At 29.8% G+C, this 23813-nt stretch carries 39 protein-coding genes; 31 read left to right on the top strand and 8 right to left on the bottom strand.

Going from position 1 to position 23813, the window contains the following annotated elements; translation table 11 throughout:
• Nucleotides 1–4 precede the first annotated feature (4 nt).
• Both HUU89_RS01040 and HUU89_RS01045 read left to right on the top strand, forming a co-directional pair.
• Entirely contained in the window at nt 5–697 is a 693-nt protein-coding gene (locus tag HUU89_RS01040) for a DUF3990 domain-containing protein (protein ID WP_117867750.1), read from the top strand.
• Nucleotides 690–914, top strand: a complete 225-nt coding sequence (locus HUU89_RS01045; protein ID WP_117867749.1) for a hypothetical protein — start codon at nt 690–692, stop codon at nt 912–914. Before HUU89_RS01040 ends, HUU89_RS01045 begins: the two co-directional genes overlap by 8 nt.
• Before the next feature lie 19 nt (nt 915–933).
• Here the strand turns inward: HUU89_RS01045 and HUU89_RS01050 are convergent, their stop codons facing one another.
• On the bottom strand, nt 934–1347 hold the full coding sequence (locus HUU89_RS01050; protein WP_032091348.1) for a hypothetical protein: 414 nt from the start codon (nt 1345–1347) through the stop codon (nt 934–936).
• A gap of 48 nt (nt 1348–1395) precedes the next feature.
• Between HUU89_RS01050 and HUU89_RS01055 the strand changes: the two genes are divergently transcribed.
• The 6 genes from HUU89_RS01055 (at nt 1396) to HUU89_RS01080 (ending at nt 6630) form a co-directional block, all read left to right on the top strand.
• Nucleotides 1396–2445 carry a serine/threonine protein kinase gene (locus HUU89_RS01055; protein WP_175300750.1) on the top strand — a complete coding sequence of 350 codons (1050 nt, stop codon included), beginning with the start codon at nt 1396–1398 and terminating at the stop codon, nt 2443–2445.
• An 83-nt stretch (nt 2446–2528) separates the two neighbouring features.
• Nucleotides 2529–2738 carry a hypothetical protein gene (locus HUU89_RS01060; RefSeq protein WP_022001110.1) on the top strand — a complete coding sequence of 70 codons (210 nt, stop codon included), beginning with the start codon at nt 2529–2531 and terminating at the stop codon, nt 2736–2738.
• A 31-nt stretch (nt 2739–2769) separates the two neighbouring features.
• The gene (locus HUU89_RS01065) at nt 2770–3123 is read left to right on the top strand and encodes a hypothetical protein (RefSeq protein ID WP_254697673.1); all 354 of its coding nucleotides are present in this window, start codon (nt 2770–2772) and stop codon (nt 3121–3123) included.
• Nucleotides 3120–3635: a lipoprotein gene (locus tag HUU89_RS01070; protein ID WP_119363218.1), complete on the top strand. Its 516-nt coding sequence runs from the start codon at nt 3120–3122 to the stop codon at nt 3633–3635. The genes HUU89_RS01065 and HUU89_RS01070 overlap by 4 nt, the downstream gene beginning before the upstream one ends.
• Before the next feature lie 99 nt (nt 3636–3734).
• On the top strand, nt 3735–4853 hold the full coding sequence (locus HUU89_RS01075) for a 6-phosphofructokinase (protein WP_032091342.1): 1119 nt from the start codon (nt 3735–3737) through the stop codon (nt 4851–4853).
• A gap of 133 nt (nt 4854–4986) precedes the next feature.
• Entirely contained in the window at nt 4987–6630 is a 1644-nt protein-coding gene (locus tag HUU89_RS01080) for an AAA family ATPase (RefSeq protein WP_175300751.1), read from the top strand.
• 251 nt (nt 6631–6881) lie between these two features.
• Here HUU89_RS01080 and HUU89_RS01085 read toward each other — a convergent pair whose 3' ends face one another.
• A complete protein-coding gene (locus tag HUU89_RS01085) occupies nt 6882–7163 on the bottom strand; it encodes a transposase (RefSeq protein WP_317992311.1) in 282 nt (93 codons plus the stop codon).
• Nucleotides 7164–7169: 6 nt separating this feature from the next.
• Here HUU89_RS01085 and HUU89_RS01090 point away from each other — a divergent pair, with 6 nt between their 5' ends.
• Nucleotides 7170–7946 (top strand): tyrosine-type recombinase/integrase, encoded by a 777-nt coding sequence (locus HUU89_RS01090; protein WP_175300752.1) that lies wholly within the window; start codon nt 7170–7172, stop codon nt 7944–7946.
• A gap of 73 nt (nt 7947–8019) precedes the next feature.
• On the opposite strand, the gene HUU89_RS01095 is transcribed toward HUU89_RS01090, so the two are convergent.
• Complete coding sequence (locus HUU89_RS01095; protein ID WP_032091339.1) at nt 8020–8904, bottom strand: MurR/RpiR family transcriptional regulator; 885 nt, start codon at nt 8902–8904, stop codon at nt 8020–8022.
• Between the two features lie 159 nt (nt 8905–9063).
• Between HUU89_RS01095 and HUU89_RS01100 the strand changes: the two genes are divergently transcribed.
• Complete coding sequence (locus tag HUU89_RS01100) at nt 9064–10476, top strand: glycoside hydrolase family 1 protein (RefSeq protein WP_032091338.1); 1413 nt, start codon at nt 9064–9066, stop codon at nt 10474–10476.
• Between the two features lie 63 nt (nt 10477–10539).
• Here HUU89_RS01100 and HUU89_RS01105 read toward each other — a convergent pair whose 3' ends face one another.
• The 3 genes from HUU89_RS01105 to HUU89_RS01115 all read right to left on the bottom strand — a co-directional run bounded on the left by HUU89_RS01105 (nt 10540) and on the right by HUU89_RS01115 (nt 12937).
• Nucleotides 10540–11637, bottom strand: a complete 1098-nt coding sequence (locus HUU89_RS01105) for a site-specific integrase (protein ID WP_117827136.1) — start codon at nt 11635–11637, stop codon at nt 10540–10542.
• Between the two features lie 293 nt (nt 11638–11930).
• Nucleotides 11931–12545: a helix-turn-helix domain-containing protein gene (locus HUU89_RS01110; RefSeq protein WP_117575743.1), complete on the bottom strand. Its 615-nt coding sequence runs from the start codon at nt 12543–12545 to the stop codon at nt 11931–11933.
• Between the two features lie 20 nt (nt 12546–12565).
• The gene (locus HUU89_RS01115) at nt 12566–12937 is read right to left on the bottom strand and encodes a helix-turn-helix domain-containing protein (RefSeq protein WP_117575745.1); all 372 of its coding nucleotides are present in this window, start codon (nt 12935–12937) and stop codon (nt 12566–12568) included.
• Nucleotides 12938–13115: 178 nt separating this feature from the next.
• Between HUU89_RS01115 and HUU89_RS01120 the strand changes: the two genes are divergently transcribed.
• The 5 genes from HUU89_RS01120 to HUU89_RS01140 all read left to right on the top strand — a co-directional run bounded on the left by HUU89_RS01120 (nt 13116) and on the right by HUU89_RS01140 (nt 14249).
• On the top strand, nt 13116–13286 hold the full coding sequence (locus tag HUU89_RS01120; protein WP_158548300.1) for a hypothetical protein: 171 nt from the start codon (nt 13116–13118) through the stop codon (nt 13284–13286).
• 2 nt (nt 13287–13288) lie between these two features.
• Complete coding sequence (locus HUU89_RS01125) at nt 13289–13555, top strand: hypothetical protein (protein ID WP_117575747.1); 267 nt, start codon at nt 13289–13291, stop codon at nt 13553–13555.
• Nucleotides 13556–13571: 16 nt separating this feature from the next.
• Nucleotides 13572–13742: a hypothetical protein gene (locus HUU89_RS01130; protein ID WP_158548301.1), complete on the top strand. Its 171-nt coding sequence runs from the start codon at nt 13572–13574 to the stop codon at nt 13740–13742.
• Nucleotides 13743–13872: 130 nt separating this feature from the next.
• On the top strand, nt 13873–14049 hold the full coding sequence (locus HUU89_RS01135) for a hypothetical protein (RefSeq protein ID WP_175300753.1): 177 nt from the start codon (nt 13873–13875) through the stop codon (nt 14047–14049).
• Complete coding sequence (locus HUU89_RS01140) at nt 14043–14249, top strand: hypothetical protein (protein ID WP_175300754.1); 207 nt, start codon at nt 14043–14045, stop codon at nt 14247–14249. The genes HUU89_RS01135 and HUU89_RS01140 overlap by 7 nt, the downstream gene beginning before the upstream one ends.
• On the opposite strand, the gene HUU89_RS15235 is transcribed toward HUU89_RS01140, so the two are convergent.
• Nucleotides 14250–14384: a hypothetical protein gene (locus HUU89_RS15235; RefSeq protein WP_317992312.1), complete on the bottom strand. Its 135-nt coding sequence runs from the start codon at nt 14382–14384 to the stop codon at nt 14250–14252. It lies immediately after the preceding gene.
• A gap of 34 nt (nt 14385–14418) precedes the next feature.
• Here HUU89_RS15235 and HUU89_RS01145 point away from each other — a divergent pair, with 34 nt between their 5' ends.
• Complete coding sequence (locus tag HUU89_RS01145) at nt 14419–14592, top strand: hypothetical protein (protein WP_175300755.1); 174 nt, start codon at nt 14419–14421, stop codon at nt 14590–14592.
• Nucleotides 14593–14762: 170 nt separating this feature from the next.
• On the opposite strand, the gene HUU89_RS01150 is transcribed toward HUU89_RS01145, so the two are convergent.
• Complete coding sequence (locus HUU89_RS01150) at nt 14763–15029, bottom strand: hypothetical protein (protein ID WP_175300756.1); 267 nt, start codon at nt 15027–15029, stop codon at nt 14763–14765.
• Nucleotides 15030–15732: 703 nt separating this feature from the next.
• Here HUU89_RS01150 and HUU89_RS01155 point away from each other — a divergent pair.
• The 15 genes from HUU89_RS01155 to HUU89_RS01225 all read left to right on the top strand — a co-directional run bounded on the left by HUU89_RS01155 (nt 15733) and on the right by HUU89_RS01225 (nt 23683).
• On the top strand, nt 15733–16134 hold the full coding sequence (locus HUU89_RS01155) for a helix-turn-helix domain-containing protein (protein ID WP_175300757.1): 402 nt from the start codon (nt 15733–15735) through the stop codon (nt 16132–16134).
• Between the two features lie 70 nt (nt 16135–16204).
• On the top strand, nt 16205–16465 hold the full coding sequence (locus HUU89_RS01160) for a hypothetical protein (protein WP_175300758.1): 261 nt from the start codon (nt 16205–16207) through the stop codon (nt 16463–16465).
• Nucleotides 16466–16564: 99 nt separating this feature from the next.
• A complete protein-coding gene (locus HUU89_RS15380; protein WP_411897122.1) occupies nt 16565–16738 on the top strand; it encodes a 3D domain-containing protein in 174 nt (57 codons plus the stop codon).
• 2 nt (nt 16739–16740) lie between these two features.
• A complete protein-coding gene (locus HUU89_RS01170; RefSeq protein ID WP_175300759.1) occupies nt 16741–17052 on the top strand; it encodes a hypothetical protein in 312 nt (103 codons plus the stop codon).
• 233 nt (nt 17053–17285) lie between these two features.
• A complete protein-coding gene (locus tag HUU89_RS01175) occupies nt 17286–17600 on the top strand; it encodes a hypothetical protein (protein WP_175300760.1) in 315 nt (104 codons plus the stop codon).
• Between the two features lie 152 nt (nt 17601–17752).
• The gene (locus HUU89_RS01180) at nt 17753–18643 is read left to right on the top strand and encodes a hypothetical protein (RefSeq protein ID WP_175300761.1); all 891 of its coding nucleotides are present in this window, start codon (nt 17753–17755) and stop codon (nt 18641–18643) included.
• A 5-nt stretch (nt 18644–18648) separates the two neighbouring features.
• A complete protein-coding gene (locus HUU89_RS01185) occupies nt 18649–19578 on the top strand; it encodes a tyrosine-type recombinase/integrase (protein WP_227359236.1) in 930 nt (309 codons plus the stop codon).
• A gap of 19 nt (nt 19579–19597) precedes the next feature.
• The gene (locus tag HUU89_RS01190; protein ID WP_175300763.1) at nt 19598–19831 is read left to right on the top strand and encodes a hypothetical protein; all 234 of its coding nucleotides are present in this window, start codon (nt 19598–19600) and stop codon (nt 19829–19831) included.
• Nucleotides 19832–19964: 133 nt separating this feature from the next.
• Nucleotides 19965–20171, top strand: coding sequence for a hypothetical protein (locus HUU89_RS01195; protein ID WP_175300764.1), 207 nt, complete (start codon nt 19965–19967; stop codon nt 20169–20171).
• Nucleotides 20146–20748 (top strand): hypothetical protein, encoded by a 603-nt coding sequence (locus tag HUU89_RS01200; RefSeq protein ID WP_175300765.1) that lies wholly within the window; start codon nt 20146–20148, stop codon nt 20746–20748. Before HUU89_RS01195 ends, HUU89_RS01200 begins: the two co-directional genes overlap by 26 nt.
• A gap of 47 nt (nt 20749–20795) precedes the next feature.
• Nucleotides 20796–21119: a hypothetical protein gene (locus HUU89_RS01205; RefSeq protein WP_175300766.1), complete on the top strand. Its 324-nt coding sequence runs from the start codon at nt 20796–20798 to the stop codon at nt 21117–21119.
• The gene (locus tag HUU89_RS01210) at nt 21088–21561 is read left to right on the top strand and encodes a Cas9 inhibitor AcrIIA9 family protein (protein ID WP_117827271.1); all 474 of its coding nucleotides are present in this window, start codon (nt 21088–21090) and stop codon (nt 21559–21561) included. Before HUU89_RS01205 ends, HUU89_RS01210 begins: the two co-directional genes overlap by 32 nt.
• Nucleotides 21558–23009, top strand: coding sequence for a PcfJ domain-containing protein (locus tag HUU89_RS01215; protein ID WP_117575779.1), 1452 nt, complete (start codon nt 21558–21560; stop codon nt 23007–23009). The genes HUU89_RS01210 and HUU89_RS01215 overlap by 4 nt, the downstream gene beginning before the upstream one ends.
• A gap of 10 nt (nt 23010–23019) precedes the next feature.
• Nucleotides 23020–23442: a hypothetical protein gene (locus HUU89_RS01220; protein ID WP_175300767.1), complete on the top strand. Its 423-nt coding sequence runs from the start codon at nt 23020–23022 to the stop codon at nt 23440–23442.
• Between the two features lie 4 nt (nt 23443–23446).
• Nucleotides 23447–23683 (top strand): hypothetical protein, encoded by a 237-nt coding sequence (locus tag HUU89_RS01225; protein WP_175300768.1) that lies wholly within the window; start codon nt 23447–23449, stop codon nt 23681–23683.
• Nucleotides 23684–23813: the final 130 nt, after the last annotated feature.

Genomic DNA, 23813 nt, shown 5'->3' on the forward strand with positions numbered 1-23813 from the left:
TTATATGAATGTTCAATCAGATTGTGAGTCATTATATATAAACTGTATAGAAGAATATAAAAAGAAATATAGTATAGATGATGAAAAGGTTTATGAATTATTTCATGAATATCATATTTTTGAAAATGTTCTCTTACAGCATGAATATTTACATCAAGTAAGTTTTGAAGAAGTATTTCAGTATATTGAAAAACTTATTAAACAAGATTCAAAAAAAATAACAGTGTATCATGGTAGTTGTTTTAAGTTTGATCAAATTGATTTGAACAAATCACATAATCGTAGAGATTTTGGTAAGGGATTTTATACAACAGTATTAATGTCTCAATCTAAAGAATGGGCTTATCGATTATCATTAAGAGAAAAAAAGAATAATTATTATGTATATGAATATTTGTTTGAGAAGAAAGATGATTTAAATATTAAATATTTTGATTCATTAAATGAAGAATGGTTAGAATTCATTAAAGAAAATAGAATTAAAGGCGGTTTACAACATCAATATGATGTTGTTATTGGACCAGTAGCAGACGACAATACAATGCAGACAGTACAATTATATATGTCTAATATTCTAACAGCAACAGAAGCAGTAGAAAGATTAAAATATAGTAAAGTTAATAATCAAGTTTCTTTTCATAGTGAAAAATCATTAAGTTGTTTACGATTTATAAGGAGGATGAAATACGATGCATGATATTTACTATTTTAATGGGCAAGATATTACGATGAGCGTATGTATTCAAATTCATAGAGTTATTAATCTTATTCAGGAACAAGAAAAAATTGATTTTGAAGAAGCAACGGGAAGGTTTTATCATTCTCAAACGTATAAAACACTTACTCAAGTTGAAAATGGTTTATGGGCAGAAAATGCTGAATATATTTTAGATCGTTATAACGAAGAAAAATAGGACTTCCTTAGAAGTCCTATTAGTCTTTTAGAGGCTCTAAATCATGATTATAAAGTTCAATGTTGACTTCTTCTACGGTTTGTTTTTTTAATAAGCCATTTAATAAAATAAGATCTCTGGCATTATGAGGATATAAGTCACCTGCATTATTCAAAGATAATAAGTGATTTGTTTCTTTTTGGGTTAAATTCATAGCAAGAGCTAATCGATAGATTTTATCCTTTGCATTTTTTCCTTTTTCGCCACGGATAATTTTATAAGCATAAGTTCTTTCTAATCCTGATTTTCGTATAATATCTGCTTCTTTTAAATGATATTTTTTAAACAAATGATGGATATATTCAGAAAAATCCATATCATGAATTTGTTTTAAAAGATCATCAATATCTGCTTCATTTTTTAAAGAGTTTTCTATTTCTTCTGTTAAAATCATATCATCACCTAAAAATATGATATACTATATTTTACGGAGAGACAAGATATGATAGTTTTAGAATTAGAAGTTATTAAAGAAACACCCCAAAAAAGAATTACATTAGTAAGAGAATTAGATAAAAGAAATATTTATATAAAAAAAGAATTGAAAACATATAATAAAACAATTTGGGAAAAGTTAAAACAATTAGATATAGAAGGAATACCACATATTTATTCAATAGAAGAAAATGAAGACGGTTTAGAAATCATCGAAAAATATTTAGCTTGTCAAACATTATCTGATATTTTAGATGAACATACTTTTTCAAATTTAGAAGCTTATCAAATTATAAGACAATTATGTATTATTTTAGATGTATTGCATCAACAAGATCCACAAATTATTCATCGTGATATTAAACCCGAAAATATCTTTTATGATGGAAAACAAGTCTATCTTTTTGATTTTGATATAGCTAGAAATTATATTGAAAATCAAAAAAGAGATACTACGGTGTTAGGAAGTCAAGGTTATGCAGCTCCTGAACAATTTGGTTTTTATCAAACAGATATAAGAAGTGATATTTATTCTTTGGGAGTTTTATATCATGTTTTACTTACTAATAAGTTGCCTAGAGATTATGACTTACAAGGAATAGAAAAGAGAATAATTGATAAAATGATTGCTATTGATCCTCAAGGCAGATATCAAGATGTAAAAGAAATTATTAAAGATTTAGATCAATTATTTCATATTGAAAAAAAGAAAGAAAAGAAAATCAAACATCCTAATGCTTTACCGGGATTTAGAAGTGGTAAGCTTTGGAAGATGATTGTAGCGATTATGGGTTATCTTTTATTTATATGGATTTTAATAAGTTTTAAGATTGAAAATCAACCAATAAGTCAGTATCAGTATTTTGTTTATCGCTTGATTTTAATTTCTTGGTTTATTATAACACTTTTATTTTCTACAAACTATTTATCTGTTAGGGACTATTTACCTTATTATAAGAATCATAGGATTGTTGTTAAAGTTTTAACAACGATTATTTCTTGGCTTATTTTATTATTTATCTCTATTATTATTGGAACTCTTTTAATGTATCTTTAATTGTGCCCCGAGGGGGCACCTTTTTTTATGTCTTATAAGATAGATTATAGATGTAGTCTATTTCTAAGATAAGGAGGTTATGTATGGATATAGAAGAATACCAAAGTAAAGATATAGCTGGGAAGATTCTTTATTTAGCATCATTGTTTAAGGGGATAAAAGATCATTTGGATGTATTAAATGAAAGAGAAGAGTTTAATCAAGTTGAATCACAAATATTTACGATTTTAAATGATTTAGAATTAGGTATTCATGAATTATGTATTTTATATGAGATATTAGAAAAGGAATAGACAAAAAAGAAAGGAGAGGGAATATGAAAACTTGGAAATTAGTAGCAGGTATTTTATCAATTATTTTAAGTGTATTTGTTTTTTTCAATCAGTATTAGTAGGGACTGCTAATACAATGTCAGCTAATGGAGAAGTAGGAGGAAGTGCTGGTGTTTTTGTCTCTATTTTTATGTTAGCAGGAGGAATTGTTTCAATTGCTGTAAGGAATAGTCAAAAAAATGGAGGAAATATTGCAATTATTATTTTATTTTTATTAGCGAGCCTTTTAGGATTGGGACTTGCTGGGAATTTTGGTGATTTAAATATTTGGGCTGGATGGTGTTTAATAAATGCTGTTCTAGCAATTATTTCAATTTTTAAACAAAATAAAGGAGTAAAACAATGAAGAAAATAATCAAGATAGTTTTAGTTTTGTTTGTAACACTTACATTAGGAGCATGTGGAAGTAGTGAAGAAAAAGATACAAATAAACATACAAAAACAGAAGAAAAGAAAGAAGAAAAAATATATACGATAGGTGAAACTGTAACATATACTAAAAATAGTAAAGATTTGATTCATTTTACAGTTGATTCAGTAAGAAATACAGATGATCGTAATGAATTTGCAGATAGTCAACCAGAACAAGTCATTATCATACATTATTCTTATGAAAATATAGCAAATGAAGATGATATTTATTTTTCAAGTATTAACTTTAAAGTTATTGATGAAGGTGGAAATGTCTGTGAAACTTATCCAGCTTCTATAGATACTTATCCCCAAACAGCACCTATAGGGACAAAAAGTGAAGGGGAAGAGGCTTATGGTTTAAAGCAACAAAGTTCTAAGATTAAGTTGATTGTAGAATTGGATTATTCAGGAACAAAAGCTACTTATGAATTACCAATTCAATAAAATTAAGAAATAATAAGAAATAACTGTAAACGCTTACAAAAAAGTATTGTTTTTTCCTCTAGGTGAATTTATAATTATATAGTATGGAGGAAGAAAATTATGGGAAGTACTGTCAAAAAAATTGCATTATTATCTGGTGGAGGTGACTGTCCAGGGTTAAACGCTGTTATCCGTACAATTACTAAAACTGCAATCTCTAAATATGGTTATGAAGTGATTGGATTTGTTTATGGTTATAGAGGTTTATACCATAATAATTATGTAGAACTTACTGAAGAATCGGTAGAAGATATTTATAAAGAAGGAGGAACTATTTTATATAGTTCTAATAAAGATAATTTATTTGATTATTTAGTAGATGATGGGCATGGTGGAAAAGTAAAAAAAGATGTTTCTGATGTGGCTGTTGAAAACTTGAAAAAAGATGGTGTTGATGTTTTAGTTATTTTAGGTGGAGATGGAACGCTTACAAGTGCACGTGATTTTTCAAGAAAAGGTGTCAATGTTATTGGTGTACCTAAAACAATGGATAATGATTTAGCAAGTACAGATGTTACTTATGGATTTATTTCAGCAATGTCTGTAGGTACAGAATTTATTGATCGTTTACAAACAACAGCAAAATCACATCATCGTGTTATTTGTTGTGAATTAATGGGCAGAGATGCTGGATGGATTACTTTATACGCAGGTCTAGCAGGAAATGCTGGAGTATGTTTAATTCCAGAAATTCCATTTACCATTGAAAATATTGCTAAAGCAATTAAGAAACGTGATGAAATGGGATTACCTTATACAGTAGTAGCTGTTGCTGAAGGAGCAAAATATGCTGATGGAACAAAAGTTATTGGTAAAATCGTAGAAGATAGTCCAGATCCAGTACGTTATTCAGGATTAGCTGCTAAAGTAGCTGATGATCTTGAAAAAGTAATTCCAAATCATGAAGTACGTTCTGTCAATCCAGGACATATTATTCGTGGTGGAGATATTACAGCATATGATCGTATTTTATCAATTCGTTATGGTGTGGCTGCAGTTGAACTTATTAATGAAGGTAAGTTTGGTAATGTTGTTACAATCAATGGTGATAAGATGGGATATACTTCATTAGAAGAAGTAATTGGTGCTGCTAAGGTTGGTCAACAAAAACATGTTGATCCAAATGGAGAACTTGTTAAAGCAGCTAAAGCAATTGGCATTTCATTTGGTGATGAATAATAATAGTAAAAAGAAGTTTCTTGATGAAACTTCTTTTTTATTGGACAAATAATCCAATAGAAATCAAGGTTTATATCATGTATAATACTTTTAGTAGTACATAATAATACAGATTAGGAAGTGAGTTGATTGTATGAAGTTAATACCTACAGGAATTGAAAATTTTAAAACGATGATTGATAAAAATGCATATTATGTAGATAAAACAAATCTAATTGCAGATATCTTAAATGAACAAGTTGTTTTGTATACAAGACCTCGAAGATTTGGTAAGACACTTAATATGTCTATGCTGTATTATTTCTTTTCTATCAAAGAAAAAGAAAATGCTTATTTATTCAATGATTTATATATTTCAAAAAATAAGGAAGCTTTAGAACATCAAAACAAGTATCCAACAATTTTCATTTCTTTAAAAGAAATGAAAAATTTAACTTTTGATGCACAAATTTCATCTTTTTCGAGTATCATTTACGAATTATTAGAAAAAAACTTAGAAATATTATCAGCTTCTCAATTAACTGATGCGACAAAGAAAAAACTAAATAGTTTGCATGATGAAACAACATCAATTGAAGATTTAAAATTTTCATTAAGGATTATATCTAATGCCTTATATACTTACTATCATCAAAAAGTCATTATTCTTATTGATGAATATGATGTTCCATTACAATCAGCTTATCAAAATAATTATTATGATGAAATGGTTGATTTTTTAAGAAGTGTCTTTTCTTCAGCGCTTAAAACAAATGATGCTCTAGAAAAAGGAATTATGACAGGATGTCTTAGAATATCTAAAGAAAGTATCTTTACTGGTTTAAACAACTTTAAAACTTATTCATTATTAGATGAAATGAATGAAGAATATTTTGGCTTTAATGAAAATGAAGTCAAACAGTTATTAGAAGATTATCAATTATCATCTTATATGGATGAAGTCAAAGAATGGTATGATGGTTATCTATTTGGAAATATAGAAATCTATAATCCTTGGAGTACACTCATGTATGTTGATAAAAAATCACATTTTTCTTCATATAAACCTACTTCCTTTTGGGCAAATACTAGTGGTAATGATCTTGTAGTCAATTATATCCAAAATGGTAGTGATGAACTCCATGAAGAATTTGAACAATTGATTCAAGGCAAATCCTTAGAAAAATACATCAAGCCAGAACTCACTTATCGAGAAATGGATCATATCAATAATATTTATAGTTTTCTTTTACTTACAGGTTATTTAAGAGTTATTGAAGATTTAGGAGAAAACAAATATAAACTGGTTATACCAAATAAAGAAGTCTATGAAATCTATAAGCAATCTTTTATGAGTTATTTTGAAGATTATACTTTTGTAAGAAAAGAAGATCTCTATCAATGTCTTGTTAGAGAAGATGTTGATCAAGCTAATGAAATATTAGGGGATATCTTATCAAGAAGTATCAGTTACTTTGATAATCAAGAATCTTTCTATCATGGATTTCTAGTAGGACTCTTCAGTGGTAAAAAAATCAAGTCAAATAGAGAAGCCATGCATGGAAGATTTGATTTATGTATTTTACCTAAACAAATCTTTCAAACGGCGCTTATCTTAGAATGCAAACATTCTAAGAGTGTTAAAGAACTTGTAAGTGACGCAAAAGAAGGAGCAAAGCAAATCATTGATAATAAATATGAAGATGAAATTATTAATGATGGTTATTTACATGTAAAAGGATATGGGATATCCTTTTATAAGAAATACTGTTATATTGTTAAAGCAGAAAACAGTTAAATATACATCACTTAGGAATAGCGGCTTTATGAAATAACATGATATTTTTAAAACGAAGCTAATTAGATAACATGAGGTTTTTTCGGCGTTCTAAATAATCGAGTGCTTTAGCGAAATTCGCTCTAAATTATTAGGGGGATATTGATGTTGAATCAGTATTCCTTCTAAAATATTCAGTGCTTTTTTAAGAGGAAAATTAGGATGATGTCTGGTCCTGGTTTTCCTCCTTTTATTTGTTTTCTATTTTTATTTTATTTTTTGTAGGCTCCTCTAGGATTTCCTATACGTTTTATTCTGTCTGTATGTTCATTCATTGTGTAAGTTTCATATTTGTTTTGAGAATATAGGATTCTGTTTCTTGCACGTTGAAAATTGGACATACCATTTGCATTGGATAAGATCTTCTTTACATAATTGTTTTTACCTTCACATGGTCCATTAGATATACGTCTGTCATTTATCCATGTAAAAGAGTTGAGTATTTCTTCTTTCCAATGTTCAAGCGTCACCGCAACACTTATACTTTCTTCCACATGTGTATGTTTGAATTAGAACAATTAAATATAGAAATAATCAAACAATACTTGATGAAACTCATTAATAAAGGATTGTCATCAAGTATTGTACAAAGTATTAAGAATGTCTTAAAAGTAATCTATATCACCTATGAAGATCAATATGGTTTAAACCATATTGATTTTTCATTAGTTAAAATAGAACAAGATAAAAAAGAAAATGAATATCTAACAGATAAACAATTTAATCAATTACATCAATACTGTATGAAAGAAAAGAATGATATATGTTTAAGTATCTTACTTGCTATGGATACAGGTATGATGATAGGAGAAATGTGTGCTTTAAAAGTAAGTGATATGGATTTAGATAAACAATTGATTCATATAAGTAAAAGAACACAAAGGATTAAAAATGATGAAGAGGGATCTAAAACTGTTTATGATATTTATGAAGTTGAATGGCCTATTTTAAGAGATATTACAATTCCAAAGGAGTTGTTTTTTTATTTACAAGAATATTTAGATTGTGTTGATAAAGATTGCTATTTAACTTCTTGTCAAGATGTAGTGAGTGATTTTACTAAGTTACAAAGAGGTTTAGATCGTATAGGACATATTTTAGGTTTTAAGACGACTTTTAAGGATTTAAGGAATATGTATAAGGAAAGATGTTTAAGAAGTTGTATGGATATACATATTGTAATGGAGTTATTAGGTGTTCAATCTATGAAACTATCTCTTCCAGAAAATTATAAAAGTTCTGATGAAGAAAAGAAAAAACAAATAAACAAATTATAGCCAATGGAAAGACCATTGGCTATTTTTGTATTTTAATTTTATGTTAATTATAGAGAGTTAAAGATAGTGTGCTTTAATCGATAATATCATTAACTGGGCTATGAAGAGGATGACGAACGTCATTTTCTTTATCATAGCTTATTTTATTTTGGATGTTTGTTTGATAATCTTTTTTGAATAAACAAGAAAAAATCACATTTAAAATATATTCAATTGATGTTTGTGATGCAAAAGGGGCAATCTTGGTAAAAATCTTTTCACGTGATCCAATATTTAAAATATAGTTAGCATAATGGGAAAGTCGATTATCACCAATTGAAGTTAAAACAATGATAGGTGTTTTCTTTTCTTTTAATATTTTTGCTATTTTAATAAGTTCATTAGTTTCTCCTGAATAAGAAATAATCATTGCTATTTTGTTTTCATTGGAATTATAAGACATAAAGACTTGTTCTCCAGCGAGCATTTTGAGATTAACGTTTCTTTGTATTCGCATCATTTTATGTTGGAAAGACATAGCTGCAAGTAATGAATTTCCTGTTCCATAAATATCAATATCTTTGTTTTGATCAAGTAGTTCAACGATTTGATGAAGTTGTTCAAAATCAATCAATTGGATGGTTTCCGCGATGACTTCTTGATTTAAACTAGCTAGTTTATAAGCAATCATGGAATCATTATCTTCTTCATTAAAGGGGAAATTAACATCTATACGATCTGTATGAGCTAAATCAAATTGTAATTCAGCAGAATATTTGATTTTAAAATCACCATAGCCTTCTAATCCTAATTTATGGCAAAGTCTTACAATCGTGGCTGGAGAAGTATAGGTTTTTTTAGCAAGTTCTTTAATTGAAAGATTTAAAACTTTTTCTCCCTCGTTTAATATATAATGGGCGATTTCTTTTTCTGAATGGGAGAAATCAAGCTCAAATTCTAGTTGTGTCATTATACTCATTTTATATCACCATTTATAGTATAACATGAAACAAAGTTTCATGAAATGGCTTTTATTTAAATTAAATATGAAACATTATAAAAAGGAAAGTTGAAGATATTTACTTTCGAGATGAGATGATTAAAATGTTATGTGGATATAAAAGAAGGAGAACATTTTATGGAAAGAAAATTACCAAAAGATTTTTATTGGGGTGGATCAGTTTCATCATTCCAAACAGAAGGACATAGAAATGAAGGAGGAAAAGGTTTATGTGTTTATGATGTAAGACCTATGAATCCTGAATTTTCTGATTGGAACGATGCTATTGATGAATATACTCGTTATGATGAAGATATTGCATTAATGAAAGGTATGGGATTCAACTTTTATCGTTTCTCTATTTGTTGGTCTCGTATTATTCCTAATGGAACATTAGATGAACCAGTTAATGAAGAAGGAGTTAAATTCTATAGTGATTTAATTGATAAGTTATTAGCTGCTGGTATCGAACCAATGATTACATTAGTTCATTTTGATATGCCTTATCATTTAGTAAAAGAATATAATGGATTTGCATCTCGTTATGTTGTAGATTGTTTTGAAAGATATGCTAAAGTTTGTATTGAAAGATTTGGAGATCGTGTTAAACATTGGATGTCATTCAATGAACAAAACTTACACAGTATGATGTTACGTGTATCTAATGCTGAAGTTATTCCTGAAGGTGTTAGTTATCCAAAACACTTATATCAAGTAAACCACAATGTTATGATGGCTCACTGTAAAGCTGTTCGTGCTTTAAGACAAATGCAACCAGATGCTAAATTCTGTGGAATGGGTGCTATTACTAATATTTATGCTTATGAAAATAGTCCAGAAAATAATTTCTTTGCTACTAAAGGATATAATTTATTAAATGGTTTCTTAGTTGATACATTTGCTCAAGGTAAATATCCTGATTATTGGAATGCTTATCTTGAAAACAGAGGATGGATGCCTACTTTTGAAGAAGGTGACGAAGAATTATTAAAATATACTGTTGATTATATTGCTTTCTCTTATTATCGTTCAAACACTGTTAAAACAGGTGAATTTGATTATGAAAGACCAGCTCATGAATGTGTAAATGAAAAACAAATTAAAAACCCTCATTGTGAAGCAAATGAATGGGATTGGGAAATCGATCCAGTTGGATTTAGATGGACATTAAATGATTTACATCATAGAACAGGTCTTCCAGTATTCGTTCTTGAAAATGGTATTGGTTGGCGTGAAGATATGAGTCAAGAAGAAGTAGATCAAATGTTAGCTGAAGGTCGTACAATTGAAGATGATTATCGTATTAATTATCATAGAGATCATATCAAAGAAATGGAAAATGCAATCTTTGAGGATGGTGTAGATTGTTTAGGATATATTACTTGGGGACCAATTGATATTCTAGCAAGTATGTGTAACATGGATAAACGTTATGGATTTGTTTATGTAAATAGAACAAATAAAGATTTAAGAGATATGAAACGTATTCCTAAAAAATCATATCAATGGATCAAAAAAGCATTCGAATCAAACGGTGCTGATTTAGACTAATCAACAAAAAGCCTCGATTATACGAGGCTTTTTATAATATGTGGACGACAAATGGACGACATTTTATAATTTTTCTATATATTCGACTAAAGCGGTACGTCTTTTTTCATAAATATGAGCATAAGTACTTCTTAACATATCAATAGAATGGCCTAATCTTTCAGCGACTAAGCTCTCACTAATCATAGGATTAGAAAGAAGATAACTGGCATGACTATGTCTAAACCCGTGAATCGTTATACGTTTTACATTCACGTTCTTTAAATCGTTATTGAAACGATAACGGAATGTTCCTGGCCAAGTTATAGCGATATCACCAAAAACATAATAATTGTCATTAAATCCATCTAATTTTTTCTTTCTTTCATATCTTTGTTTTAATTCTTCAACAAGTCGATTAGGAAGATCTATTGTCCTGATAGATGTTTTCGTTTTTGGAGAAGTAACTTTTCTTGATGCGGTACTAAATGAACCTCTAACACTTAATTTCTTATGTTCCAAGTCCAAATCGCACCATCTTAACGCACAAAGTTCTCCAATTCTTAATCCAGTTAAAAATAATGTATCATAAGTTTCTTTATGATCAATATTTTCAACAGTAGCAATAAATTTATTAAATTCATCTACTTCCCAAAAGTTTTCAACAGCATTTTCTTCTTTCTTCACTTCATTAGGATCTTTATAAGGCTTAGCATACTTGCAAGGATTATCATCCAATAGTTTATGATTAACAGCGAAAGTTAAAAGGCCTGACATATGTAAATATAAATTATTGGTATATTCTTGACTATAAGGACCACCATTATTGCCAGTCAAAGCTCTTTCTTTGTTCCACTTAGTAATATCAATAGTTTTTATCGTATCAATATACCTATCTCCAAAAAAAGGAATTATATGCAATCGTTCAATCATTTCATACATTCTCAATGTAGAATATTTAATAGCACTTTTCATTTCTTGATGATAAAGTTCAATTAGAGCATTCATCTTAATTCTTCCTTGGCCACCTTTAATTTTTAATAAAAACGCATCTTCTACAGCCTTTGCTTCTTTCTTAGTTTTAAAACCTCTTTTCTTATAATCATGTCGCTTTCCTGCTAAATCACGATACTTACCAGTGTAATACCATTTACCGGTCTTTTCATCTTTATGTACAGACATAAAAAACACATCCTTTCTATTTAATTTAGATGTGCTTATATGTTAAAATTAAAAACGTAGAAGCACATCATAGGTTCTTGCTTTTACACTTTTAGAACTTCCTTATTGCCAGTAAGGGAGTTCTTTTTATTTTGTTATAATTTTCTTCTTTGGAGGTGATATGCATGTCTAAAGAAGAATATATCAAATGCATCACAAGAATATTGATGCAAATTGATGATCTAGAATTGCTAGATGTTATCTATAAAGCAATACATAAACTTTATAGAAAATCTAAATAATTCAATGGGCAGCTATTGCCCATCTTTTCCAAATGCTTTTTCTAAATAATATACAAGAACTTTACGCTCGACTTTATTTAAATTTAAAAAAGCTTTGATAGCTCTAACTTCATTATCTTCTAAATCATAATCTTTTCTCAGTAATTCAATAGAATTGTTATTTTCAATAAAAATATCTCCGTCTCCATCAGTCAACCAATTATAGTTAACTTTAAATTCGTTGCAAATTAACCTAATTGTTGCTTCTGGAGGTGTTCTATCTCCTTTTTCCCAGCCAACAACAGTAGAACCAGCCGAACCTAATCGCTTGCCAAATTCTATTTGTGTCATTTTTAATTCGCTTGTTCTAAGAAATTTAATTCTTTCACGAATAGAGTTGTTATTTTTAATAAAAATATCGCCAATACCATTCGCTAACCAATCGTAGCTAACATTAAATTCATTACAAATTGTTTTGATATTTCTTTTTGTTACTGTACTGCCGCCTTTTTCTAATTTAGCTATTGCAGTACCTCCAACACCGCATACTTCACCTAATTCTAATTGAGTAATTTTAAGAATCTTTTTTCTTAAGTAACGAACTCTTTCGTTTATTGTCATATCCTTTGCATTAATTAGTGTGTCCATTATAGTTTCTCCTGAAATTGTTATTGTTCGTCTTTTCCAATAACTCTTTCTAAATAATTTATGAGAACATCACGTTCATTTTCATCAAGCTTTAAAAATTCTTCAATAAGCCTAACTTCTACATCTCTTAAATTATAATCTCTTTTTAACAATTCAATAGTTGAATTGTCATCTTCAATAAAGATATCTCCATCCCCGTCAATCAACCAATTATAGTTTACATTAAACTCGCTACATATCATTTTAAGAGCAGTTTCACTTGGCTTCATATTACGTTTTTCCCAACCTGTTACAGTTGTACCCGCAATACCGATTTTTTTCCCAAACTCAACTTGCGTTAAATGAAGAATATCTTTTCTTAAATATTTAATTCTCTCATTAAGTGTATTCATTCAGTCTCTCCTTTCAAGAAATATATTATCTCAAAAAAACGTGATTTTCAAGTTTTTTAAATTGATGTTATTGACACAAACGTGAATATAGAGTAAATTATAATTGTAAAACGTGATAATCACGTAAATAAATTAAAAAAACGTGATTAGCTTTCAAAAAAGAAAGGAGGAAATGAAAATGGAAGAGAGAAAAGTGAATTCAAAGAGAAAATCTCTAGATGCTTTATTATCCATTACTAAACAATTAGATGATAAAGAAGTTAGAAGAGTTGCTGACATTTGCCAAGGCATGGTTCTAGCAAAAGCTGCGCTTTCTTCTAATGAAAAGCTCAAAAGAAAGGAGGAGTAGTTATGCCAAGAAGAATTCTTGATACTTCTAAAATTAACAAGACACGTCTAGAACTTATTAACAAAGGCTATCTAACACGTAGTGAAATTGCTAAATTTGTTCCTTGTGGTTCAGTTAAAGCAAGTCAAATTTACCATGAAATTAGAAGTCAAGTTGAAGCAGAGGGTTTAGAAAATTGTTTCAACGTAATTTTGGTTGGAAGACTACTGGCTTTCATGGGTTTAACGACAAGGGAAGTTAGAGAAGCTGCCAAACGTGAGATTTCTTGAAAAGGAGGTGTAGCCAATGATGGGAGATTCAGCAAAGAAGCAAGAGGCTTTAAATACTCTAAATGGGATATCGTACAATGATTGGATGGAAATCAGGTTCAAAATTGACAAGTATTTTTCTGACCAATTAAGCAAATATGAAAAACAGCTTAAGCTTGATTCACAATACACCAATTCTCATTATTAAAAATATTTTTTGTTGGTCATCAAAGAGTCAATTTCTAATCTAAAAGAAGAAAGTTGCTAATTTATTCCATAAAAACAAATCAAAGAGAAGTTGGCTCTTTGATGACCGACAGGAGGAAAGGAAAAACAAAATGGATGAAATAGAACAAAGAGTTGCACATCTTGAAGCTGAAAATGTGAGACTAAAACAACATATCGTTCAATTAGAAGAAATACTTCTAGATACTTTAAAAATGCATAAACAACACACAACTTTAATGATTATGTTGGCAATAAATGTCGTTATTTTGTATTTGAAAATATGGTAGGAAAAAATGTTGAAAATCGAAAATGTGAAAGAGTAGACAATGTTGAGGAAAGAACATTGTTAGTTGTAACTGTTTTAAGAGGCAAAGGAACTAAAGAAGATGTGTGTAGACTTGTAGAGCTTTACTACGAAAAAGATAGAGAGGGGAACTATCATCTTCTATTTGATAAAGATCCTCGAAAAGAAAAAGAGCAAATTTAATTACTCTTTCTTAGCTTTAACTTTTTCATCAGATATCGCAGTTATATCACTATAAAGCAATTCAGTAATGAGTATCAAAATATTTGCTGTAATACTATCAACAATTTCTTTTGTTATTTCGGTGATTAATTTCATTCGTAAATAAAATTTATGAGAAAGGAGAAACAAGATGGACAATGAAAAAAAGGCTCTTGAAGAAAGAATTCAAGAACTCAATGAGCGTATTACAAAATTAGAATTAATAATTTCAATTAATACAAAATCCATAAAAAATAATTCTAATGCGATTATTGCTTTAGCAGTGACAGTAATTCTTCTATCCATAAGGCTAGTGACGTTATGATCAAAGCAAATTTTGGTCAATCAAAAAATATTTAAAAGTAGCAAAAAAGTTTAGGAAAGGACATTCAATGAACACTGTAGAGGCAATTAAAAGAATCTATTGTATTTGTTATCCAATGATTATATGTGTTTTATCTTGCGTTTATTCACAAGATAAAAAAAACCTACAAATTAAAGTGCAGGTTTTGGTAATTGTAACTTATTACATATACATTTATATTCTTCAAACACTGAATTAGTCAATGGATTAAAAATATTATCAAACGCTTTTAGCAAGGGATGTTCAAAATCTAATGCTGTTGAAATATCTGATTTGATTTCAATTAAGTCAAGATATGCTGCATATAAATTTGGAACGTATTTTTGACTGTTTGAATCCATTAAATACATGTTATTGATACATAAATATGTAAATTCTTCAATAACTTCTAAATCCATATGCGATAGCTCATTCTCTTTAGAACAAAGATTTAATGATATGTAGTTTCTATAAAATGGAAAATAAAATTCATCAAATCTTTTGTGTAGGGTATCTGTTTGGATTTGTTTTTTACTGGTTCTATTGTTTATCCACGCTAAAAGTACAGCTGTAATAAAAGGCACAGTTACATTAAGTAAACTAATTATATTTTCAAAGCACATCATAGTTCAACTCACTTTCTAATTAGATTTCGATATTGCAGTATCGATAACTTAATTATAAAGAAAGAGAAGAAATATGTAAAAAAACAATTAGATAATTACTGACTGCCCAGGAATCAATCTCTCCATTTTTTATCGATTCCTTAAATTATAAAATTATATCATTTGCATTTAAATCACAACAAAACAGCAGGTTTTTCATTTTAGTTGGAGATTGGTTCCTGGGTGGTCAGTAGTAGAAAGGATAAGTTATGGAATGGATTTTATTATATTTTTCAGTATTAGCAAATGTTTTGCTGATAGTTGTCTGTATTTGTCTTAAAAAAAGTAGAGACTGGTACAAAAAGAGCTGGTATGAACTAGCTAATTATTTATCTAAAAGACCAATGAGGAATGAAAAATGACAGCAAGAGGTTTAGTAACAATTATTGCTGCAAGTTGTTTTGTAGCTGATTGTTTAGCAATTTTGGTTAGAGCTTTTTAAAGGAGGAATGGAAATATGATTCAAATGGTAACGCTTGACAGCAAGAAAGTTGCATTGGAAATAGCCAAACAAAATTACACAATCAAAGATTTTTCAAAGAAATGTGGGGTTCATCGTTCAACTATAAGTGAAATTATCAATAGAGATAATTCTCAATGTAAGTTATTAATCGCTTGTAAGATTGCAAATGCTTTGAATTTAGAAGTTGCAGATCTTACACCAATAGATAAAAAAGGCAGAGTAATTACTGGTAGAACAAGTATTCCCTGGTATGGAGATAAGGAATATGCCGAAAGAAAAATCGCTGAAATGAATTCCCTTTTTGCAGGAACTGGAATAGAAGCAAAGCTTTATACAAGGCAAGTTGGAAATGGCCATTTGCAATGTGAAGAATATATGATTGTCATTTCAAAATAAAAAGGCTGATACGAAAGTATCAGCACAACATATCAACTAAATTATAGCTAATTTAAGGAGGTTTTACAATATGAAGTTATCAAGAAATGGACAAATAGTGCTTTCAGCCTTATTTGTAGCATCGCTTATTTTTGGTGGTGCAGGTTATGCACAATCAAGAGCTACACAAGCTGCTTATGAAGAGCAAAGCAAACAAATGGCACTTTACAAAGAAAAATTAAACGAAGCTCAAAACACCATTCAAGAAAATACATCCATCCAAGCAAAGTACGAATGTGTGCAGGTCGAAAGAGACCAGCTTCAAAAACAGGTCGAAGAATTAAGCAAGTGAAAAGCGCTTGGCCAGTTTACTATCACATTCTACTGGCCCGGTGAAGACCAATACGGAAATTTAACATCTACAGGAGCTATTGCTAAGGAAGGAAAGACGATAGCTGTAGACCCATCAATCATACCCTACGGCTCAACTATCCTAATCAATGGGAATGAGTACGTTGCGCAGGATTGTGGAGGAGCTATCAAAGGCAGAAAGATAGACGTGTTCGTAGAAAGTCCAAAGATGGAAAAACAAGTTACAGAAGTTTATTTGAAAAGGAGAAATTAAATATGAATGAGTTATTAGATGCAATAATCCAAAAATTAAAAGACGAGGGGGGGGAATTACCCGATATCCATTTGATTGCTATGGAATTAGTAGCAACATCCGAAGATGGAATTGAGTGCAGAGTCCAAGGCAGCCAATTAACAAAAGACCTTCTAGAAGATTTGGAAATCTCTAACGAAGAACTAGATAGAATGCTAAGACCAGCTGCTGTTTGTTTAAAAGAATTTGCTGAAATTTTAATCGAAAGAATGGAGAAAAAAGATGAAGAAAGAAAAGATGAAATATTAGATAAGCTTTTAAAAATATTAAATTAAGAGATAACCATTTGTTGTCTCTTAGCAAATATAGAGACTTCCTTTAACTGCTGCTAGCCATGTTCTTCTCTATATTTGCTAAGAGCTGATAAATAAGCTCTATAGGCTATTATTTGACATTAAGTTTAATTTTAAATTACCTCCAAAAAAATTAATACCGACGAAGAGTTTGTGAAAGATTTGTATGTTTTCAATAATAGCCTATTTTTTTTCACTTGAAAGGAGAAAGAAATATGAAGTGTGTAGATGATGTGGTTGATCGTATCAACGCGTTACAAAAAAGATACACGTATAGGAATGTTTTCAAAGACTATTTAATCATGGTTGCCGGTTGGAATTATGGAGAACACAGATTTGAGGATGGTACTTCATTTGATGATGTAGTAGAGCAATATGGTTATAAAGATTTAGAGGAACTATCTAAATGCGCATTCGCTCTTTATAATACTGGAGCTAGAAATGTCAATTTTCTTTTGGCTGTCAATGACACGTTGAATAATGAGGATCATGATAAAATGCATGATTTTATTATTGAAAAATTCTCATAAAAAAAGAAGCCATCAATTAAATAATTGACGACACCTTTCCAATACTTTTCTCGACACATTGATTATAGCATATGTATTTGAAAATGTGTAGATGTAATCGATAGAAAAGCTGTAGGAAGGGTGTCCTAATCAAGCTTGTAATAGATATTAACATGTCAACGAAAAGAAGACATAGAGAAATAGAATATGATTATGAGAATTTTTATGACACACCAATAGACAGTCTAAAAGATAAATACATAGAAGAGCTGCTAAGAACAAACAAGATAGATCATCATTACACTACAAAAACAATTAAATCAGGAAATCAATTTGAAGTAGAAATATACCCAACATTCAATAAGAAGGATATTGAAAATTATAAACCTCCTAGAAAACCATCGAAAAAAGCTCAAAAGAACTTGAATGAGAAAAATTCTAGAAAGAGGCTCATTAGATTGATCAACGCAAATTTTGATTTGGATGATTGGGCAATCCATTTAACTTACAGTAATGAGAACTTGCCACCGACAGTTGAAGAAGGTGAGAAAGAAGTTCGCAATTATATTAGGAGAATCAACTACCGAAGAAAGAAAGCAGGTCTTCCTAATGCAAAATGGATATATGTAACTGAGTATGATCCTAAAAAGAAAATAAGAATGCATCATCATTTACTGATAGAAAAAGGGATTGATAGAAAGGTTATGAAAAACCTTTGGAAAAACGGAACAAGGACAGAAGTAGAAGAACTTGAACCGGATGAATTTGGATTGACAGGAATTGCCAATTATATCTCTAAAGATCCTAAAGGAAAGAAGCGCTGGAAATCTTCAAAAAACTTGAAACAACCGGTGGAAAGAAAAAGTTACACAGTGTTCTCTAAGAAGAAAATCAGCAAAATGATAAGTGATACTTCATTGATTTCTCAATTTATGAACTCCAACTACAAATCAAAGCAGTATCTATCCCATGAGGTTAGATACAACAAGACAAATCACATGTACTACATCTACGTACAAATGAGAGTCAAAAACAAAGATGAAAGGGAAAGGAGGAATATTTGAGAGATATGGCGGAGGAATTCAAAAGGATTAACATCAAGATAACAAAGTCTATGATGAACAGTTATTTGGAACAGTTCATTGATGAAGAAATAATGGATGAAAAGACTGAATCGACATATAACAAGTATAAATTGGTTCTCACTAAGTTCATTGATTTTATCGAAAATGAAGAAGTTACAAAAAAAGACATGATAGCATACAAGAAAAAAATGCAAGAGAAGTATGCAACTAAAACCATCAACAATTACATTGTCATTATCAATAAGTTTATGAAGTTTATTGAACTGATGGAAGTTGATGATTTTTCTAAAAAGAAACTGAAAAAGCATATCTCAGACAATTATTCTCTTAAAGCAATTAGAGAACAAGAAAAGACAAGTCTTGAAAATGTGCTAGAGCCGAGTGAATTCAAGAGAATGTTGAAAATGGCCAAGAAAATCGGACAGCAAGACACCTACATGATCATGAAAGTGTTCGGCTACACAGGAATAAGATTGAGCGAGTTGAAGTTCTTTACTCTTGAAAACATCCAAGAGAAAAAAGGCTATATAGAAGTCTACAATAAAGGGAAATTAAGACAAGTTCCATTGAGAAACGACCTTAGAAGAGAACTTTTGAAGTATGCCAAGGAAAATAAGATTGAACAAGGCTATTTGTTTCCCGGAGTTAAGGATAAAAACAAGATGTTGGCTAAAAAGACTATTGAAAATAGAATCAAGAAAATTTGTGGCCAATGTAGAGGCATCTCATTAGAAAAAGCCCATCCCCATGCATTTAGACATATGTTCGGCATTCAGTGGGTGCATCAAAATGGCCAAGCTTCACTATCTGAACTTGCAAAGATAATGGGTCATGGATCTATTCAAACAACAGCTATTTATACGAATACTTCTCAGCAAGAGAAAAAAAGAAAAGTAGAAGCTATCAAATATTAAAAGAAAGGAGAAGAAAAAAATGACACTAAAAGATTTGGTAATGACATTAGTACCATCAGGAATGCTATTCATACGTAGCAAAGATGAAGAACCATTACAAACAATAAAAGCTATAGATGCAACCGGCATAGAAGAAGAACTATTAAATAAAGAGGTGTTGTCAGTTGCACCAACCTATACGCTAGACGGCAATAAAATATTAGGTTGTCTAATGATAAAAATAAACTTCAAATTCGTTAAAAAAGAGGTTTAAAAAATCAACAAAGTTTTTAATATGAAAAATTTCTCAAAACCGTTGATATATATAGGTTTCAAAAGATTTAGTTAGTTACGTTTAATATAGGGTTAAACGTAATGAAAATATAGGTTTCAGGGGGTGAAAAATCATGGCCAAAAGGTATAAATATGAATCTTTCACATGTATCAATTATGACGATATGATGGAAACATACAATCAAATGTATGCCGAGGATTATCAGCTTATCGGCTATAGATTATTTAAATCTTCTGAATTGTATCAAAAAGCAGTTTTAACATTATATCCAAGAAGAAAAGGAGTGAAGAAAGATGGAAAAGGAGCAAGAAGCGGTTAAAGATAAGAAAAAAATGGATATAGTTTCAGCAAATCCACTTTATAAATATGTAAAAGGTGTATTCACGTTGATTGGCAAAGATGGAAACAGCACATTATTTCTAAATGATGCTGGATTACACTGTAAAACTAATGATATTTGTATCAAGATTCAAGGGTTTATCAACGGAGTATCGGTTTTTGAAGAATTAGAGCAAGAAAAAGAGTATGAGCTTTGCAAATTGCCCGGAAACAGTTACAGATTATCATCTATTGGCTTCAACGAAGAAAAAGAAACAACTTATAGAGCAATTATTGAATGTACAAATACAAGTGGTGGTTCTATTTGCGGTATCAATCCCGGAGAGTTTGGAGCAACGTCCAAAATCGCCATCTATTCAAGATATTGTTTAAAGGATTCATACGCTAGATCAATCGAAAAATTCGGTCCCTGCGACGTATTTTTAAGTAAAAATAAGCAATATATCATCTTGCACAAGACTGAATATGATAAAAATGCTACTTTTAACTATTATAAGGCTTATTTTACGGTTTCCATGGAAGATATTGAAAGTGAAAAGAAGGCGTATGAGAAATGAGTGTCATAGGTTACAAAGGGTTCGACAGCAAACTAAGAGGAATGGGGATGCAGTTTGAGGTTGGAAAGATTTTTGAAGTTGATGGTGATCCAAAAACTGTTAGAAATGGAATGCATTTTTGTACTGAACCATTCGGCGTGTTTGATTACTATCCAAGGCGTTGTGGCAATCGTTATTGTATTGTAGAAGCTCTTGGTCAAATTTCAACGGATAACAATCTCAATACGAGAGCATCTACAAATAAAATGAGAATTATCGAGGAAATTTCAGAAGATGAAATGGTTAGAATCCAAAAAGAATATAGAGATTCTCTTGATAAAAAAATAAGGAGTGGTATTGATGAATTTCTTAGAGCAGATGCAAAGCAGTAATGATCCAATGATTACAATGATTAAAAATCATCTTTTATCGAGAAGCGATACCAGTGAATTGCTTAAAAAAGAAAATAAGAACATTGAAGATATGATGCTTTTTGTTGGTCACGAACTTTATGTTAAATATTTGAAAGGAAAGAATAATCATCGTATGGCTTGTGTTGCTGGTCCTGATGAAGAACTATATGGAATAGTTATGCATTATCTTGATGAAGATGATATTGATATGAAAAAGATCGAGAATGAGATGTCGAGAATTTCTTTTGTTAATCAGGAACAAAAAAGACCTAATCAGGAAGAAAAAATTCCAAAAAGTGAAGAAAAAGTGAAAAAAATCCTAAAAAATACACATAAAGAATCAAAAACTATCAAAAAAGCCAAGAAAAAAGTAAAAAAATCAACTATCGTCGAAGGACAAATGAGCATTTTTGATTTATGAGAGTTACTAAAAAGCAAATTATAGATGAACTGATAGCAATTCCTGAGTATAAAAAGATTGATTATTTAATCAAAGAGGGCAATAAAGAAGCTAAAAGGTGTGACTGGAATATTCAAATAAGATTGGACAATAACACTTATTACTGTACTAATTGTGAAACTGAATATCATGATAAGAAAGTTAAGATAGGTGAGTATAAAAAGTGTCCTGTTTGTAAAATAAAGTCAGAAGTCCATAGAAAAACAGCAAACCCACAAGGTTTTAGGGCTTTACTTTCACTAACTCATGTAAACAAGAGAAATGAGCTGATCATGAGAACGTTTGAATTCAAAAAAAGATTTAATAAAACATCACGTTCTTTCAGTTATGAAGCCTTTGAAATTTATAGATACAATGTAGATAGAAATATATTCGTAAAAAAGAACGTCAAAGTAAATATGTATTACATCTATTATATTTTTGATTCCGAAGACAAGTGGAGAGTAACACAACGTAGTAGTTCTTGGGCAAAAGATGTAAGACTTACGGGTAAAATAATTGGTTCCAGCAAGAAAAAGAACATCAGCAAGACCAAATACAAGTATGCTTGTCTTTTAGAAGCTTCAAAAATATGGGATTTGAGACAATATATTGAAGTCTATGAAATGTTTCCTGAAATAGAAATCATATTAAAAATGGGAATGCGTGAGTATTTTAAAGACTTGATGCGATATATGGAAATAAGAGATGTGGAAAATGTAAGAAAGTTTTTAAAAGAAAATAAACGTTATTACAAGATATGGTCTAAAGTGAATCCTAGAAGTGCTGAAATGCAAATGATGGTTGATCTAGATACCTATGATTATAAATTTGCAAAAGATGCTTTAACTGTTAGATATCGAAAAAGACAAAATATCTATGCTAGTGATAGAAAAGTAGTAAATTATTTGAAAAAGCAAAGTCAGGATTTCAGTTTTTGGCTTGATTATGTTGATTTTATTCAAAGATTAGGAATAAGTCTTGATAAAAATAGATTGTTTCCTAAAGATTTAAAAACCGAACATGACAAGATGTCAAAGAATCTTAAAATTTTAAATGATGAAGCATATGAAAATGATATTGTTGAATTTGAAGAAATGTTAAGACCTTATAATTTAGAAAATAAAAGATATTTAATAAGATGTGCAAAGACAATAGATGAATTAAAAGATGAATCTAATCAAATGAATCATTGTGTTAGAAATTACATTCCTAAGATAGCACATCATAAATCAGCAGTTTTCTTTTTAAGGGAACAAAGTGAAAAAGAAAAATCCTTAGTGACAATAGAAATAGATCCCGTTGATAAAGTGTTGCTGCAAGCAAGAAGAAAAGACAATGCAGAACCAACAAGTGAACAGATGTCTTTTATCAATGAATGGTGTACTAGAAGAATGATAGATAATTCAGCGTTAACTTATACAGTTTAGGGGTGAAAATATGGATTTAGAAGCCAAAAAACTAGATGATATGAATCAAGAAGATATAAGCCTATGTGATCAATTAAGAGATGCTTTACTCAGTTGGGGCGAGAACATATACTTGCCCCTCATCAAAGAAAATCAAAGGTTAAGATTTCAAAATAAAAGATTATACCAAAAAAATAAATCTTTGTCTGAAAGATTAGCAAGGCTTGATGGTGAAATTGTATTGAAAGAGTCAAATAAGAAGCAATACGCTTTGTACAACACTAAAACTGACGAGATTTTAATGGTTGGCAATGTTCAACAATGTGCTAGTTATTTAGGAATAACAACAGACAATTTCAAATGGAGGCTGACACCGACCGGACGAAGAAGAGCCAAGCGTATTACAATCATTGATGCCGATGAAATAGATAGATTAGAAGAAAAGGAGGAATAAAGAAATGACAGTAAAAGAATTATTAAGCTTTAGAAGAAAAAACGGGCTTTTAGAAAAAGTAACAGTATGGAAAAACTGTAATGAAAATGCTAATGAATATGAAAAAATAGCAGAATTCAATACTGAATTTTATGAGGCAGTTTCTAAAGAAATTCTTGATTTAGAAATTGAAAATTATGATATTGATTTTGAAGAAGATTATTGTCCAACACCAACATTATTAATCTTTGTAAATTCCTAAAAAATAGTATTAAAAAAATTCAAGAAGTTTTCAAAAGCAAAAATCTCTCTAATCCATTGCTATATATAGGGTTTGAGAGATTTAAGTGCTTACGTTTAATTCTAGGTTAAACGAAATGATTATATCTAGG

The organism is Faecalibacillus sp. H12 (assembly GCF_013361255.1).
Lineage (GTDB): Bacteria > Bacillota_I > Bacilli_A > Erysipelotrichales > Coprobacillaceae > Faecalibacillus > Faecalibacillus intestinalis.